12 protein-coding genes are annotated in these 16,235 nt (G+C 49.6%); 3 read left to right on the plus strand and 9 right to left on the minus strand.

The annotated features are described in order from the left end of the window. Positions 1 to 15: 15 nt before the first annotated feature. The gene (locus BQ7480_RS11455) at positions 16 to 1,191 is read right to left on the minus strand and encodes an MFS transporter (RefSeq protein ID WP_072542965.1); all 1,176 of its coding nucleotides are present in this window, start codon (positions 1,189 to 1,191) and stop codon (positions 16 to 18) included. A 424-nt stretch (positions 1,192 to 1,615) separates the two neighbouring features. Here BQ7480_RS11455 and BQ7480_RS11460 point away from each other — a divergent pair, with 424 nt between their 5' ends. Next, complete coding sequence (locus BQ7480_RS11460) at positions 1,616 to 4,825, plus strand: TonB-dependent receptor (RefSeq protein ID WP_083581807.1); 3,210 nt, start codon at positions 1,616 to 1,618, stop codon at positions 4,823 to 4,825. A gap of 92 nt (positions 4,826 to 4,917) precedes the next feature. Then, positions 4,918 to 6,105: an alkaline phosphatase family protein gene (locus BQ7480_RS11465; protein ID WP_072542966.1), complete on the plus strand. Its 1,188-nt coding sequence runs from the start codon at positions 4,918 to 4,920 to the stop codon at positions 6,103 to 6,105. Positions 6,106 to 6,231: 126 nt separating this feature from the next. Here the strand turns inward: BQ7480_RS11465 and ettA are convergent, their stop codons facing one another. The 4 genes from ettA to BQ7480_RS11485 all read right to left on the minus strand — a co-directional run bounded on the left by ettA (position 6,232) and on the right by BQ7480_RS11485 (position 10,721). After that, positions 6,232 to 7,920, minus strand: a complete 1,689-nt coding sequence (gene ettA, locus BQ7480_RS11470) for an energy-dependent translational throttle protein EttA (RefSeq protein WP_022354919.1) — start codon at positions 7,918 to 7,920, stop codon at positions 6,232 to 6,234. Between the two features lie 19 nt (positions 7,921 to 7,939). Then, complete coding sequence (locus BQ7480_RS11475) at positions 7,940 to 9,061, minus strand: MFS transporter (RefSeq protein ID WP_072542967.1); 1,122 nt, start codon at positions 9,059 to 9,061, stop codon at positions 7,940 to 7,942. Positions 9,062 to 9,187: 126 nt separating this feature from the next. Beyond that, positions 9,188 to 10,009, minus strand: a complete 822-nt coding sequence (gene panB / locus BQ7480_RS11480) for a 3-methyl-2-oxobutanoate hydroxymethyltransferase (protein ID WP_072542968.1) — start codon at positions 10,007 to 10,009, stop codon at positions 9,188 to 9,190. 64 nt (positions 10,010 to 10,073) lie between these two features. After that, positions 10,074 to 10,721: an HAD family hydrolase gene (locus tag BQ7480_RS11485; protein WP_072542969.1), complete on the minus strand. Its 648-nt coding sequence runs from the start codon at positions 10,719 to 10,721 to the stop codon at positions 10,074 to 10,076. A gap of 87 nt (positions 10,722 to 10,808) precedes the next feature. Between BQ7480_RS11485 and BQ7480_RS11490 the strand changes: the two genes are divergently transcribed. After that, a complete protein-coding gene (locus BQ7480_RS11490; protein WP_072542970.1) occupies positions 10,809 to 12,170 on the plus strand; it encodes an MATE family efflux transporter in 1,362 nt (453 codons plus the stop codon). A 7-nt stretch (positions 12,171 to 12,177) separates the two neighbouring features. On the opposite strand, the gene BQ7480_RS11495 is transcribed toward BQ7480_RS11490, so the two are convergent. The 4 genes from BQ7480_RS11495 to BQ7480_RS11510 all read right to left on the minus strand — a co-directional run bounded on the left by BQ7480_RS11495 (position 12,178) and on the right by BQ7480_RS11510 (position 16,216). Next, the gene (locus tag BQ7480_RS11495; RefSeq protein ID WP_072542971.1) at positions 12,178 to 13,431 is read right to left on the minus strand and encodes an Nramp family divalent metal transporter; all 1,254 of its coding nucleotides are present in this window, start codon (positions 13,429 to 13,431) and stop codon (positions 12,178 to 12,180) included. Between the two features lie 84 nt (positions 13,432 to 13,515). Beyond that, positions 13,516 to 14,787 carry a clostripain-related cysteine peptidase gene (locus BQ7480_RS11500; RefSeq protein WP_235816678.1) on the minus strand — a complete coding sequence of 424 codons (1,272 nt, stop codon included), beginning with the start codon at positions 14,785 to 14,787 and terminating at the stop codon, positions 13,516 to 13,518. Continuing rightward, positions 14,784 to 15,191 carry a hypothetical protein gene (locus BQ7480_RS11505; RefSeq protein WP_072542972.1) on the minus strand — a complete coding sequence of 136 codons (408 nt, stop codon included), beginning with the start codon at positions 15,189 to 15,191 and terminating at the stop codon, positions 14,784 to 14,786. Before BQ7480_RS11505 ends, BQ7480_RS11500 begins: the two co-directional genes overlap by 4 nt. Before the next feature lie 164 nt (positions 15,192 to 15,355). Then, a complete protein-coding gene (locus BQ7480_RS11510) occupies positions 15,356 to 16,216 on the minus strand; it encodes a sigma-70 family RNA polymerase sigma factor (protein WP_072542973.1) in 861 nt (286 codons plus the stop codon). Positions 16,217 to 16,235: the final 19 nt, after the last annotated feature.

A 16,235-nucleotide genomic window follows, 5' to 3' on the forward strand; every position in this document is an offset into this window, starting at 1 on the left:
TTTCTCCTATTAAAGTCAATTCCGGGAAAAGAGCGTAATCAGCAGAGACACTGCCGCCAGCCCGATTCCAGCCCCTGTCACTCCCGCCCAGCCAAATGCATGCCAGCATGTCCCGGCCAGAAAAGTCCCCAGTGAGCCACCCACGAAATATGTTGTCATAAAAATCGTATTCACCCGATTGGTCGCTTTCGGTGCCAACGACAGGGCACACGTCTGATTGCTTATCTGAATGCATTGCATACCAATATCTATCACCACAATGCCCACGATAAAGCCCAGATAGAAATTTTGGAAGACATACATCACCGCCCAGGCCAGCATCATCAGCACACAACCCAGATAAGTGAAGAAACGTACCCCCAGCTTATGCACCAGACTGCCCACAAAAGAAGCCGTCAGCGCTCCCGCAATGCCACACAGTCCCAGCATTCCAATCACATTGTTTCCGGCATGAAAGGGTTCCCCACTCAACTTGAAGGCAAGGCATGCCCACAAAGCCAGAAAACTTCCGAAGCAGAAGCCGGCCCGCGCAGACACCATCCGGATGGTCGGATGGTCACGGTAGAGTGTAAACAACGACTTCATCAGGCCGCCATAAGTACCTTTGAAATTCGACGGCATGTCGGGCAATACCCGGAGCACAAGAAAAATGCACAGCAACATAAGAAGGGCCGCAATATAATACATGGTACGCCATCCCCAGTATTCGCCTACAAATCCGCTGACCACCCGTGAGCCGAGAATCCCTGTCAGCAGACCGCTGACCATCATACCCACGTTGCGAGCCTTATTTTCCGGGAGTGAAAACTGTGCCGCTATCGGAATAAAGATTTGCGGCATCACCGAACAGATACCCGTCACCAGCGAAGCGGCCAGAATATAAGCCACGTTCGTGGAAGAAGCGATGCTGCACGTGGCCGCCACCAGCAACAGAAAGTTCACCACAATAATATGTTTTCGTTTATACAAATCGCCCAGCGGAATAATGAACAACAGTCCCAAGGCATAACCAATCTGGGTAGTCATCGGTATCAGGTTCGCCGTAAATTCCGAAATCGCCAGATCCTCACTGATACGGTTCAACAACGGCTGGTTATAATACAAATTAGCCACCGACAATCCGGATATAATAGCCAACATCCACAACAAGCCTGCCGGTATCCCTTTATTTTCCTCCAATTTTTGCCTCATGTTCCTATTCATACCTTTTTCTTTCGCTCGCAAAAATACGCAAAAAAACAAAAGTCAGAAAAACTGGCTTATAAATTCAAACGAAAAGTAAATGCGGAATCTATACAGTAACACGATATATAGGACTCCGATTAATTAAATAAATTACAAAACAATTACAAGCCCATCTCCCAACGTAATTCTCACACAATCAACAATAGAAAAAGAAGAGTTCATCGCAAGCACCCTCTTTTCGAAAACAAAAAAGTTAATTATGTATTGACCGATTTGTTAAAACGCAAACATAGACTCTACGGGTTGAAAAGATTTTTTAACTTTGCAATCGAAAAGTTCTGACAATCAGACTTTATTTAAGCAGAAACAACAAGTATTAAACTGACAAACACTAAAGATAGATTTACATTTTTTATTTAATTAAATTTTTATGGTACATCATTCCAAATTCCTGTTTTCAGCATTGGTCGTTTCAGCCGTAGCGGCAGGCGCAAATGCTCAGGTAACCACTTCTGCTATCAGCGGAAAAGTTCTCGATGAAACCAAAGCACCGGTCATTGGCGCTACAGTGGTAGCCATTCACGAACCTTCGGGTACGCTTTACGGTGCAGTCACGAACGTAGACGGACGTTACACCATCCAAGGTATGCGTACCGGTGGTCCCTACAAAATTGAAATCTCCTACGTAGGCTACAACAAAACAACCTACACAGGTATTTCCCTCGAACTGGGTAACACTCTCAGCCTGAATGCTGAAATGAAGCCAAGTTCAGAACTGCTGGACGAAGTAGTAGTGGTAGCCGATGCCAAGGCAAATGCCGGAGCAGCCCATAACTTCTCGACACAGAAAATCGAAAACACTCCGACAGTCGACCGTAACGTGTACGACATCGTGAAGAACATGCCGATGGCCATGACTTCCAAGAACGGAGGTATCACATTCGCTGGTTCAAACAACCGCTACAACAGTTTCCAGATTGACGGTACGGTAAGTAACGACGTGTTCGGTCTGTCTGCATCCGGAACCAACGGCGGTCAGACGGGGGCCAACCCGATTTCAATGGATGCCATCCAGGAAATCCAGGTGGTTGTAGCTCCCTTCGACGTACGCCAGAGCGGATTTACCGGAGGTGGTATCAACGCCATCACCAAGCAGGGTACCAACACCACACACGGTTCAGCCTACACTTACTTCAACAACCAGAACATGTATGGCAAGTACAGTGCCGTACGTGATTATGAAAAATCTCCGCTCACCCAGCAATACACCCGTACCTTCGGTGGAACATTGGGCGGCGCCATCGTGAAAGACAAACTGTTCTATTTCGTCAGTGCAGAAGCCAAGAAGGAATCGTATCCGTCAAGCATTTATCCGGGATACACCACTTCTTATCTGACATCTGAGCAGGCCAAACAGATTGCAGACGCGTATTACGACATGACAGGTTTCAGCGATGGATATGGACAGCGCAACATCGACAACAAATCTTTCGGTTTGCTGGCACGTATCGACTGGAACATCAACCAGAACCACAAGCTGGCTCTGCGTTACCAGCACAACAATTCATACGATGACAACTATGGCGTAGGCTCTACCAGCTACATGTTCGAAAACAGTGGTTACCGCATGAACAACAAGACCAACTCTATCGTGGCCGAATTGAACTCTCATCTGGGACAGAACCTGTACAACGAACTCCGTGCTTCTGCCAGCTTCATCCGTGACCACCGTGACGTGGCCTATCAAGGACCTACCGTCCAAATCAGCAACATTCCGGCACCGGATGGCACCAACATCACGGCCAACATCGGTACGGAATATTCTTCCGGAGCCAACTACTTGGATCAGGACATCTATACCTTCGAAGACAACCTTTCCTGGTATCTGGGTAACCACACGCTGACCTTCGGTACACACAATGAAATCTACCGGATGAAAAACCTGTTCATCCAGGCTTCCAACGGTTCATGGTATTACAACTCACTGGAAGACTTCATTGCCGACAGACCGTACAAATATTCGTACAAATATACCGACCCGGCACTGACTGGCGGTGATACCAAATGGGCTCCGGCCATGAAATCCGGACAGTTCGGATTCTATGCACAGGACAAATGGGATATCAGCACAAACTTCAACCTGACTTACGGTCTGCGTATCGATATTCCGGTCATCTTCAACAACCCGACTACAAACGAAACCTTTAACGAGTTTGCCGAAGCACAACACTTGAACGCCCGTGTGGGAGAGAACCCAAGTGCAAAGGTATTGTTCTCACCGCGTGTAGGTTTCCGCTGGTACACCGACGATTCACACAACACCCTGATTCGTGGCGGTGTCGGAATCTTTACCGGACGTGTGCCGTTCGTATGGCTGTCGAATGCCTTCAACAACACCGGTATGGAAAGTAAAGGAACAACCATCACACCGGAAGATAAAGATGGAAACTACACTTACGACGCACCGAAACTGGGACAATATGCAGACGACCCGCTGGGTGCAGCCAACTCACAAAGCGGAGCTGCCGCAAAACCTGATATCGTAACCGTAGACAAAAACTTCAAATACCCGCAAGTGTTCCGTGTGAACCTGGCATGGGAACAGAAACTGCCAGGCGACGTGAAGATGACTTTGGAAGGTATCTACTCAAAGACCATGAACAACGTCTTCTTTGAAAATCTGGCATTGACCCAGAGTGGGAACAAGGTATATGCCGTAGCCGGCAATGAAGCTTCTGCTGCTCCTTACTACCAGTTCAACTCAGGAAACTACTACAGCATCATCAACCTGAAGAACACCAACAAGGGATATACTTACGCATTGTCTGCCTTGCTGGAGAAACACTTCAACTTCGGTCTGGACTTGTCTGCATCTTATACTTTCGGACATGCCAAATCTGTAAACGACGGTACAAGCTCTGTAGCCTACTCTAACTGGAAATACAATTATTCAGTAGACACCAACTCTGGAAACGAACTTGGTTTCTCTAAATTTGATATTCCTCACCGTGTAATGGTTCAGGCTTCTTACAACAGCCCGAAATACTGGAACGGATGGACCAGCACTACTATCTCTGTCATCTACAACGGATTCTCCGGCAGCCGCTACAGCCTGACCATGAACGAAAAGTCTGATTACAACGGTGACAAATGGTCTGGTAACTCACTGCTCTACATCCCGACCGATGCCGAATTGAGCAAAATGAACTTCGTAGACATTACCGACAAAAATGGAAATGTAACCATGAGTGCAGAACAGAGCCGTCAGGCCTTTAAACAGTGGATTGAAAACGACAGCTATGCCAAGAACCACAGAGGCCAGTATGCAGAACGCAACTCTAACCTGAGCGACTGGGAACATGAAATCGACTTGCACCTGGCTCAGACCATTTACAATGTGCAGGGTGTCGGCAAACTGGAATTCACTTTCGATATCATCAACTTTGCCAACATGCTGAACAAGAAATGGGGAGCAAGCTACAGCTCAGCCTACAACTTGTCACCGTTGACAATGAACGGCCTTTCTACTGATGCAGACGGCAACAAGATTGCCTCTTTCTCTTACAATAAGGCCGAAATCCAGAAGAGTGACATCAGCTCACGCTGGCACTGCCAGGTGGGTGTAAGACTGACTTTCTAATGAAAGACTGACCCTTCTCATAAAAGGTGTATTGCCCACAAGGAAAAGGCAATACACCTTTCTTTTTTCATTCTCAAACAAAAAACAGATTCATGAAAAAATTCATCTCCCTGTGCATCGCTTGGTGTTTCTGCCTCACTCTTTGGGCCGGCAAACACTATACCGTGATTGTTTCCCTCGACGGCTTCCGCTGGGATTATCCTAAAATGTACGACACCCCGTTCTTCGACCAGATGGCCCGTGAAGGGGTGAAGGCCACCATGATTCCTTCTTTCCCGTCGAAAACCTTCCCCAACCATTACACCATGGCCACGGGACTGGTGCCCGACCACCACGGCATCGTGGCCAATACGTTCTGGGACCCGGAACGCAAGGAACTTTACAAAATGACCAAGCCGGAAACCCGCAACAACCCTGCCTACTACGGCGGCGAACCTATCTGGATTACGGCACAGAAGCAAGGCATCAAGACGGGCAATATCTACTGGGTAGGCTCCGACATCGCCGTCAAGGGGCAGCACCCCACCTACTACCGTGTGTACGACCAGAAACCGCGGCTCACACAGACTGAACGTGTGGCCGAGGCATTGAGGTTACTGAAATTGCCGGAAGAAGAACGGCCTCAACTGATTATGATGTACTTTGAAGATTCCGACACGTATGGCCACAGCTACAGCCCGCACAGTAAGGAAACACGCCGCTGCATTGAAGAGCTGGACGGACTCATGAGATACTTGTGGGAGGGATTGCAGAGCCTGCCTTTCGGAAAGGACATCAACCTGATTGTGACAGCCGACCACGGCATGGCCACGGTAAGTGCCGACCGCTTTGTGCCCATCAAGCACCTGCTGAACGAGAAATGGTACATGCTGATTGACGGTAACCTGCCGGCACAGATTTATACGAAACCGGAATACCGCGACTCGGTGTATCAGGCCTTGCAGGGACTGGACCACGTGCGGGTATGGAAGAAAGAAGAGATTCCGGCTTACCTGCACTACGGCAGCAATCCACGGGTGGGCGACGTCCTCGTGCTGCCCGACTTGGGCTGGCTGGTGGAAGAAGGTACCCGGACGCTCCCGGGAGCCCATGGTTTCGACCCGACCTACGATGACATGCAGGTGATGTTCCGGGCTTGCGGACCCGACTTCAAGAAAGGCTATGAAGCCCCGAAGTTCCGCAACGTATCGCTTTATTCCCTGCTGGCCCGCCTGCTGCACGTCACTCCCGAAAAAACGGACGGCAGTCTGGAAGAAGTGGAAAACATGCTGGTTCAGTGAGGTTTACCCACCGCCCCAAAACGCACTTGCGTTTGAGCTTAAACGCAAGTGCATTTACACAAAAACGCTTCGACGTTTCATCCCGAACGTCGAAGCGTTTTTATACATTATATAAACAGCTGAAAATCAGTCTTCCATCAACTTGCGGTAGCGCACGCGTTTCGGCTCTACATTGCCCATGCGCTTCATCTTGTTTTCCTCGTATTCCGTATAGGAACCTTCGAAGTAGAACACCTGACTGTCTCCCTCGAATGCCAGGATGTGCGTACAGATACGGTCGAGGAACCAGCGGTCGTGGCTGATGACCACGGCACAACCGGCGAAGTCTTCCAAACCTTCTTCCAGCGCCCGGAGCGTGTTCACGTCAATGTCGTTGGTCGGCTCGTCGAGCAACAGCACATTGCCTTCTTCCTTCAGGGCCATGGCCAAGTGCAAACGGTTACGTTCACCACCCGAAAGCATGCCGCAAAGCTTTTCCTGGTCGGAACCGGAGAAATTGAAGCGGCTCAGGTAAGCACGCGCGTTCACGTCGCGGTTGCCCATACGAATCAGGTCGTTGCCTCCGCTGATAACCTGATACACACTCTTGTTCGGGTCGATGTCCTTGTGCTGCTGGTCCACGTAGGCAATCTTGACGGTATCACCCACCTCAAACTCGCCCTTGTCCACCGTTTCCAGTCCCATAATCAGGCGGAACAGTGTGGTCTTTCCGGCACCGTTCGGACCGATAACTCCCACAATGCCGTTAGGCGGCAACATGAAGTTCAGGTCGTCAAAGAGCAGCTTGTCGCCATACGCCTTGGCCACGTGCTTGGCCTCGATGACCTTGTTGCCCAGACGCGGACCGTTCGGAATGAAGATTTCCAGTTTCTCTTCCTTCTCCTTCACATCCTCGTTCAAGAGTTTGTCGTACGAATTCAGACGGGCCTTACCCTTGGCCTGACGGGCCTTGGGAGCCATGCGCACCCACTCCAGCTCGCGTTCCAGCGTCTTGCGACGCTTGCTGGCCGTCTTTTCCTCCATCTCCATGCGCTTGGTCTTCTGCTCCAACCAGCTGGAATAGTTTCCCTTCCAAGGAATACCTTCACCACGGTCGAGTTCCAGAATCCATCCGGCCACGTGGTCCAGGAAGTAACGGTCGTGTGTTACCGCAATCACCGTTCCCTCGTACTGCTGCAGGTGCTGTTCCAGCCAGTCGATGCTTTCCGCATCCAGGTGGTTGGTCGGCTCGTCGAGCAACAGGATGTCGGGCTTCTGCAACAGCAGACGGCACAAGGCCACCCGGCGGCGTTCACCTCCGGAGAGATTTTTCACCAGCTGGTCTTCCGGCGGACAGCGCAGGGCATCCATCGCCCGCTCCAGCTTGCTGTCGAGGTTCCACGCATCAGTAGCATCAATGATATCCTGCAGTTCAGCCTGACGCGCAAAGAGGGCGTCCATTTTTTCCGGATCTTCGTAATACTCCGGCAAACCGAACTTCTGATTGATTTCTTCGTATTCGGCCAGCGTGTCTACCACCTGCTGCACCCCTTCCATCACGACCTCCTTCACGGTCTTCGTGTCGTCGAGCTGGGGCTCCTGTGCCAGATAGCCGACACTGTATCCCGGCGAGAACACCACCTCGCCCTGGTAATTCTTGTCGAGTCCGGCAATGATTTTCATCAACGTAGACTTACCGGAACCATTCAAACCGATGATTCCGATTTTCGCGCCATAAAAAAAGGATAGGTAGATGTCTTTCAATACCTGCTTGTTGTTCTGGAATGACTTGCTCACTCCCACCATTGAAAAGATAATTTTCTTGTCGTCTGCCATATTCTTTATATTGGTTAAGTTATCTGTTTTTCATTCGTCGCACGAAATAGCGGTGAATAGCTACCTGATAGACCAGCAGTCCCACCATGCAGACCAGCAAGGCCAGCAGGTACTGCCGTTTCATGGAGTCCTCCACGTATTTCCCGAGCACTACGCCCAGCATCACGCCCGACTCCCACAAAAGCTGGTAAGTGTGGTAACCCGTCCCCCGCTCACAATGCAACGGAAGATAAATCATCATCCGCAGGAACTGCAACAGAGACAGTCCCATGCCCAGTCCGAGCAGGAATCCGGCCCCCCACAGGGAATCGCGGCCGTCCGAGAGGTAAAGCATCAGCAAGGCAAGGCCCATCAGCACAAGACCTGCGGCATTCAGGAAGCGTCCGTCGGCCTGGCTGCGGAACATCCGGTCGAGCAACAGGAAGACCACAAATCCGGCCATTGCACAAATGTAGAAAAAACTATCGAATATCGTGCTGAATACCACCCCCAAAATGAAGGGAACCACCATCATGTTCAGTCCCGGAAGCAGGGTACGGAACAACAGAAAGCGGTCGAACGACATCAGCGGCAAATCCAGCGGCGCACGGAAACAGACTTCCACCATCGATACCAGCAGGATAGGTATCACACACAGAATGGCAAACAGGTACAGTTCGTGCTGGAAGGAAAGGAAGTCCCCCAGACTGTATCCACCCCAGATGCCACACAGCATGCCAAGTACACCCGACCAAGTGAAAGTGAGGTTGGCCCTGTTCCTACAATGGCTGGGCGTCACGTCGATGACCAGCGTACTTCCCATCGACATCAGCACAACCCCAAACAAGGCTCCCTGCAATACCCGAAGGCAGACGATGGTCCCTATTCCCGGAGAATAAGGATAAATCAGTCCCACCAACGCCAGCAACAGGATACTGCGTGTGCATACAGCTTTACGCTTGAACGTATCGACCAGATAATTGTTGAAAACGCCGAAGATGTACAAGGAAATTCCGAAAATGGCAATGGTACCTCCGGCCTGAAGGTTGGTATAGCCTCCCTCGCCCACCATCCACCGATGCAGCACCGGGAAAAGCATATACACCGCCGTGTACAGGAAAAAATTCGCTGTAAGTAAAAGATTAAAATTACGATTCCACATTCTTTTTTTCTTTTCTCGTCTCTATCTTGTCTAAAACACAGATGCACAGACTGTACCACCTGCCGGAAACTGACCGCCCGGTCCTACAGTCCATGCACCTTTATGCTTTGTCAAAAAACAACAGGCTTAATACTGCTCCGACTCATTGGGGAAGTCGCTCGACTTCACATCGGCTACGTAATGCCCGATAGCATCCGTCATCACCGTATTCAGGTCGGCGTATCGCCGCAGAAAGCGCGGGCTGAATCCTTTGGTCATACCCAGCATATCGGTCACCACCAGTACCTGTCCGTCAACTCCACCTCCGGCACCGATACCAATCACGGGAATGGTCAGTTCCTTGGACACACGGGCTGCCAGTTCGGCCGGAATCTTCTCCAGCACCAGTGCGAAGCAGCCGGCTTCTTCCAGCAGACGGGCGTCTTTCATCAGTTTCTCGGCCTCAGCCTCTTCCTTGGCCCGCACGCCGTAGGTACCATACTTGTTGATGGACTGCGGCATCAGCCCCAGGTGTCCCATCACCGGCATACCGGCTCCGATGATGCGGCGAATCACATCGATGACTTCTTCTCCGCCTTCCAGCTTCAACGCATCGGCATGCGTCTCTTTCATGATACGGATGGCATTGCGTACCCCGTCGAACGGGTCGGCCTGGTACGAGCCAAAAGGCATGTCCACTACCACCAGTGCGCGCTTCACGCCGCGCATCACCGATTTGCCATGATAAATCATCTGGTCCACCGTGATAGGAAGGGTGGTCACATTCCCGGCCATCACATTCGAAGCCGAATCTCCTACCAGAATCACGTCCACTCCGGCACCGTCTACAATCTGCGCCATGGTATAGTCATAAGAGGTCAGCATGGAGATTTTTTCACCTCTTTGTTTCATTTCAATCAAACGGTGAGTCGTCACTTTGCGAGTATCACCTGAAAGATATCCTGCCATAATTCTTTTTCCGATTTAGTAAAATTTCCGCAAAAATAGCCGATTTTTCTGAATCAGACAAGTGTTACAGCAAGTTCATCATGGCCTCGTAGGTAAAATGGCGGAAATCCGGAATCACCAAAGCGCACTGATTCTGAATGGCTTCCGCCGGATTGGTCGTGCTCAGCCCCACGACAGCCATCCCTGCGGCATTTCCGGCCTGAATGCCATGGAACGAGTCCTCAAAAACGACACAGTTCTCCGGTACCGTCTCAAATACCTCTGCCCCCAGCAAGAAGCAGTCGGGTTCCGGCTTCGACTTATGGAACATTTCGGCCGTCAGAATCCGGTCGACCAATCCCTTCAGTTCGGGATGTGAGGCATAGACGTTAGCCATCTTCTTCTCGTTCGAGCTGGTCACGATGGCAATTTTCACGCCATGGGCACGCAGGCTGCGCATGAACGCTTCCACTCCCGGCACGTATTCATACTTCATCTCCGTCTCAAAACGGTTCAGACGGTCGGTAATTTCAGCCTGTTCCTGCTCCATACCCTGAAAATGGCGGTCGTAAATCTGCTTGAGGGTCTGTCCCTTGATAACCCGTCCGAATTCTTCATATTCCGGATGATATTGTTTCCCTACCTTGTTCCAAAAAAGACTGTACTGCGATTCGGTATCCATCACCACCCCATCGAAATCAAAAAGGGCGGCTACACATTTCGTTATGTCCATTCGATGTTTAGTTTGATTTAACGGTGCAAAGTTCTGAAATATCGGTTCATATTCCTAACTTTGAGAATTAAAATAAACAAATTTCGCATGAAAGAGAACAATCCGCATATCCTGGGAGAGGCTCCCATCGGGAAACTGTTGCTGGAATATTCCATCCCGGCCATCATCGGCATGACGCTGACCTCGCTCTACAACATCATCGACAGTATCTTCATCGGACACGGTGTGGGGGCACTGGCCATCTCGGGACTGGCCATCACCTTCCCGCTCATGAACCTGCTGGTGGCGTTCTGTACGCTGGTGGGTGTGGGAGGTGCCACACTCTCCTCCATCCGTCTGGGACAGAAAGACAAGAAAGGGGCCGAAGACATTCTGGGCAATGTGGCGATTCTCTGTGTCATCAATGCCGTGTTCTACGGGGGATTGGCGTTCATCTTTCTGGAACCGATTCTGTTTTTCTTCGGGGCCAGCGAAGCGACCATGCCCTATGCCCGCGACTTCATGCAGGTCATCTTGCTGGGCAGTCCCATCTCGTATGTCATGATCGGACTCAACAATGTGATGCGGGCCACGGGCTATCCGCGCAAAGCCATGCTCTCATCCATGCTGACGGTGGGATGCAACATCATCCTGGCCCCCATCTTCATCTTCGTGTTCGACTGGGGAATCCGGGGAGCGGCACTGGCCACAGTCTGCTCACAGTTTTTCGGCATGATTTGGGTGCTCTATCACTTCTGCAGCCCGAAAAGCTATATCCGTTTCCACCGGCCCAACCTTCGCCTGCAAAAGAAAATCATAGGAAATATTTTTGCTATCGGCATGTCGCCTTTTGTCATGAACGTGTGTGCCTGCTGCATCGTCATCTTCATCAACAACCGCCTGCTCAACTACGGGGGTGACATGGCCATCGGGGCTTTCGGCATCCTCAACCGCATCCAGATGCTGTTTGTCATGATTGTGATGGGTATCACCATGGGCATGCAACCCATTACGGGCTATAACTACGGAGCCCGTCATTTTAGTCGGGTGAAACGTACCTTGAAACTGGGTATTACAGCGGCTTGTATCATCACCACCGTAGGATTCGCCTTGGGAGAACTGTTCCCCGGACTCTTCGTGGGAATGTTTACCGACAGCCAGGAATTGATGGACGACGCCATCCTCGCCTTGCGAATCGGTATTCTGGCCTTCCCTGTGGTCGGGGCACAGATTGTCATCACCCAGTTCTTCCAGTCCATCGGAAAAGCCCGGATTTCCATCTTCCTGTCCCTCTCCCGCCAACTGCTCTTCCTGCTTCCGGGACTGGCATGGCTGCCGCCTGTCTACGGACTGAAAGGGGTATGGTTCAGTATGCCGCTGTCCGACGGACTGGCCTTTGCGGTAGCCGCCCTCATGCTGATGTATCATTTCAAAAAGAAAATGATGGAACTCGCTCCACACGAAGCCTAAGAAATATTCACGAAAACAACAGTGCAAGGTTCAGCACTGACACCACCACCGCCATGGTATAGAGTACCCACGTACTCCAGCGAGAATTGACATACGAACCCATTACACGCCGGGAGGAAGTCAGCCACACTTGCAAAAAAATGGTAAACGGCAACTGGATGCTCAACACCATCTGTGAGAGAATCAGTCCCTGAAACGGGTTGTCAATGAACAGAATCACCACCAAGGCTACTCCCAGGGAAAGCAGGATACCTACCCGCGAATGGATGTCTTTCACGTGATACGACTCGCCGAACATCCCGGCAAAGATGGAACCTGCTGCCATACCACTCGTCACCGTCGACGAGATACCGGCCATCAGCAGGGCCAAGGCAAACACCAGGGCCGCCTGACTGCCCAGCAAGGGTTCCAACAGACTTTTGGCCTGCTGCAGTTCTTCCACTTCCACCCCATGAGCAAAGAACGTAGCCGCCGCCAGCAGAATCATCGCACTGTTGATGGCCCAGCCCACTCCCATGGAGAACAGAGTATCATAAAATTCATATTTCAGCAGCTTGCGGATGGAAGCATCGTCCTGCTTGTTGTACTCGCGGCTCTGCACCACCTCCGAATGTAAGAACAGGTTGTGGGGCATGACCACTGCTCCCAATACGCTCATAATGACCAGCAGACTCCCTTGGGGAATGGAGGGAACTACCCACGAACGGGCCGCCAGCGGCCAGTCAATCTCCACCAGCAACAGTTCATAGAGAAAAGACAATCCGATGACGGAAACAAAGGCTATGATGGATCTCTCAATCCGTTTATAAGAATTGGTGAAAAGCATGATGACGACAAACACCGTTGTCAGCAAGGCTCCCCAGATGATGGGGATATGAAACAGCATTTCCAAGGCGATGGCCCCTCCCAGAATTTCAGCAAGGGAAGTGGATATGGAAGCCAGCACCGCCGTGCCCAGCACGGGGCGCGACACCCATTTGGGCGTGTATTTCGTGGCTGCCTCGCTCAGGCAAAGCCCAGTAACGATACCCAAATGTGCCACATTGTGCTGAAGCACAATCAACATAATAGTAGATAGGGTAATGACCCACAGGAGCGAATAACCAAAATCGGCCCCTGCCGCAAAATTGGAGGCCCAGTTGCCCGGGTCGATGAAACCGACGGTCACGAGCAAGCCCGGACCGATGTATTTAAAGAAATCTAGTCCACCCAAGTAACGCGGGTGGTCTTTCCGACGTAACTCTTTGATAAAATTCCACATAACGATAAATCTGCTTAAACTATAAAAACAAATTTAGCACACAGAAAGTTTACACAAAGCGTCAAGAAGTCAGCAATTATCAGGTTAGTTCAAGGCATCCCAGCCTGCCGCACGATACCAAGCGATAGATTGTGTATAGTAACTGTTCCAAGAAGTTTTATTCGTCACATATCGATTATACTCTCCCGGAATGTACATGCCGATTCCACAGAAACGAGTATCGTCTATCACCACCCCATCAAACTCATACTCAGGCCCTGCCAGACATTCCTTAGCAATCACCGCCTGATTCAAAGCGGTCTGTACAGAAGCAATTTCCGTATTCAAATCCATTTCAGCCACTCCATGTTTCCGGCCCAATTCCCGAAAGAAATCAAGCACATCGTATGAGAAATACCGATAACTGTTCACCCCATACTGCTGCACATTTTCCAGACCGACAGAAGGTAAGGCATCCTGCCATTCTACCAATTTATTCTTTACCGCCTCGGCCAAGTTTTCCATCTGGCTGCAATCGACTGCCGCACAGGTTCCCCACAGGTTATTAATCTTATTAAAGGAAATAAACTCATGACATACAGCCGAATAATCCACGTCGTCTGTATATAAATAAGAAAGCAGCTGGTCGTAAGGGAATCCATAGACAGGAGTCTCCAAAACAGAAGCCACACAATGTGAAGTCACGTCTTTTAATTCGTAACACACTTCTGCAGTACCCATCATGCAGGCATCAAACAGTACAAAATCAAGTTTCTTCGCAAAACTATTTTTCAGAACATCTGCCAACTCCGGTATATTAATATGATAGCCACTATCGTCGCCAAAAGCTTTGGTCGGCACCGAATTTCCCTTCATCCAGCCGGTACCATGTGAACCGAAAATCACCCCGTAACTGTCGGAAGGAGCTACTGCCTGCATATCCTTAAATACTTCTTCCATCATTACAGGATCAGTAGCTATCTGACTGTTCATCGTATATTCCTTTTTCTCTGCTACCTGACAGATACCAAAAAAGGTCAGACTCTCCCCTGTCAATGCCGGCACATTATTGATATTTCCACGCCCGTCAGTATAAAAACTCATTAAAGTAGGATTGCCCAAGGGAGTATCATTCGAATTAGGGCGATAAAACACCAACAGCGTACACGATTCATTCATATTTCCTAACGCCGTGTACATATCTATCACATTATTGCGCAGGTAAGTATCCAAGGAACCTGACTGATTGTTCGATATCAGATAAGCCAGCACAGTACGTCCAGAATGCTTGGCCGGCTGTTGTTCCGGTATCTCATTGGAACATGCTACCAGAAAGACTACCAACAGGCCATACAGCCATTTCTTCATCTGCCTCATTCCACGTCGGGTTTTTCAAACTTAAACTCCGGATTTACCTCCTGAAGGAACAGCGAACCTCCCTTGGTATATTTTTCCTTCAGTTTTTTCAGTTCTTTCTGCACGTTTTTCTTCTTCCGGCTAAAGAACATAAAGCAAGTACGATTCTTCCCGTTCTGTTTCTGCTCCAGATAATCTTTCAACTGGATGCTGTATAAAGCACGCCCCACCAGCATGTCCTTGTCATCCACAGCTGCGCTGTCCAAAAACTGCACATCAGTGAAATACACCAGCGAGTCCGTAAACGAAGCAGAAACACCGGCCAGATATACCCCATACTTTTTTTTATCTTTCGGCTGCTTGCTGAATGCCGAAGCAGCAAATACCATCATAAACAGGAAACAGAAAAATTTTGTGTAACGCATAATTCATCAATTTATGTGGGCAAAAGTACACAATTATGCGTAAAAACAGAAAGAAGACATATAAATTAACAAAGAAAAAGCCTTTATACATACAAAAAGAGATGTATCAAGACTGAGCCTATCTTCATACATCCCTTCTGTTTTTTCGGAAATCAATCTCTACCTTATCCCAAATAAGATTTGAGCAGCTTACTACGAGAATTTTGTCTTAATCGTCTAATTGCCTTTTCCTTAATCTGGCGAACACGCTCACGGGTGAGCCCAAACTTGTCGCCGATTTCTTCCAACGTCATTTCCTGCGTGTTAATACCGAAAAACATCTGGATGATATCCTTCTCCCTTTCGGTCAACGTAGAAAGTGCCCTGTCAATTTCCCTCGAAAGTGATTCATTCACCAAAGAGCGGTCGGCCATCGGAGAATCATCGTTCACCAGCACATCCAGCAGACTGTTGTCCTCTCCTTCCACAAAAGGAGCATCCACGGAAATGTGGCGACCGGAAACCTTCAGCGTATCCGAAATCTTGTCTACCGGAATTTCCAGTTCATCGGCCAGTTCCTCCGGCGACGGACGACGTTCGTTTTCCTGTTCGAACTTAGAGAATGCCTTACTGATTTTATTCAATGAACCAACCTGGTTCAACGGCAGACGCACGATACGTGACTGTTCTGCCAATGCCTGCAAAATGGACTGACGAATCCACCAAACGGCGTAACTGATGAATTTAAAACCACGGGTTTCATCAAACTTTTCAGCGGCCTTAATCAAGCCCAGGTTACCTTCATTAATCAAATCCGGTAAGCTCAAGCCCTGGTTCTGATACTGTTTGGCTACAGACACCACAAATCGTAGGTTGGCACGTGTAAGTTTCTCTAATGCCGCACGGTCACCTTTACGGATACGTTGAGCGAGTTCTACCTCCTCTTCTACAGTAATCAAATCTTCACGACCGATTTCCTGCAAATACTTATCCAAAGAAGCGCCCTCTCGGTTAGTGATACTTTTAGTAATCTTTAACTGTCTCATTCTATATAAAATGATTTGG

The organism is Bacteroides mediterraneensis, from assembly GCF_900128455.1.
Lineage (GTDB): Bacteria > Bacteroidota > Bacteroidia > Bacteroidales > Bacteroidaceae > Phocaeicola > Phocaeicola mediterraneensis.

Coding starts and splice junctions, on each gene's coding strand:
- BQ7480_RS11455 (WP_072542965.1), bottom strand. CDS start 1,191: ATGAGGCAAAAATTGGAGGAAAATAAAGGGATACCGGCAGGCTTGTTG.
- BQ7480_RS11460 (WP_083581807.1), top strand. CDS start 1,616: ATGGTACATCATTCCAAATTCCTGTTTTCAGCATTGGTCGTTTCAGCC.
- BQ7480_RS11465 (WP_072542966.1), top strand. CDS start 4,918: ATGAAAAAATTCATCTCCCTGTGCATCGCTTGGTGTTTCTGCCTCACT.
- ettA (WP_022354919.1), bottom strand. CDS start 7,920: ATGGCAGACGACAAGAAAATTATCTTTTCAATGGTGGGAGTGAGCAAG.
- BQ7480_RS11475 (WP_072542967.1), bottom strand. CDS start 9,061: ATGTGGAATCGTAATTTTAATCTTTTACTTACAGCGAATTTTTTCCTG.
- panB (WP_072542968.1), bottom strand. CDS start 10,009: ATGGCAGGATATCTTTCAGGTGATACTCGCAAAGTGACGACTCACCGT.
- BQ7480_RS11485 (WP_072542969.1), bottom strand. CDS start 10,721: ATGGACATAACGAAATGTGTAGCCGCCCTTTTTGATTTCGATGGGGTG.
- BQ7480_RS11490 (WP_072542970.1), top strand. CDS start 10,809: ATGAAAGAGAACAATCCGCATATCCTGGGAGAGGCTCCCATCGGGAAA.
- BQ7480_RS11495 (WP_072542971.1), bottom strand. CDS start 13,431: ATGTGGAATTTTATCAAAGAGTTACGTCGGAAAGACCACCCGCGTTAC.
- BQ7480_RS11500 (WP_235816678.1), bottom strand. CDS start 14,787: ATGAGGCAGATGAAGAAATGGCTGTATGGCCTGTTGGTAGTCTTTCTG.
- BQ7480_RS11505 (WP_072542972.1), bottom strand. CDS start 15,191: ATGCGTTACACAAAATTTTTCTGTTTCCTGTTTATGATGGTATTTGCT.
- BQ7480_RS11510 (WP_072542973.1), bottom strand. CDS start 16,216: ATGAGACAGTTAAAGATTACTAAAAGTATCACTAACCGAGAGGGCGCT.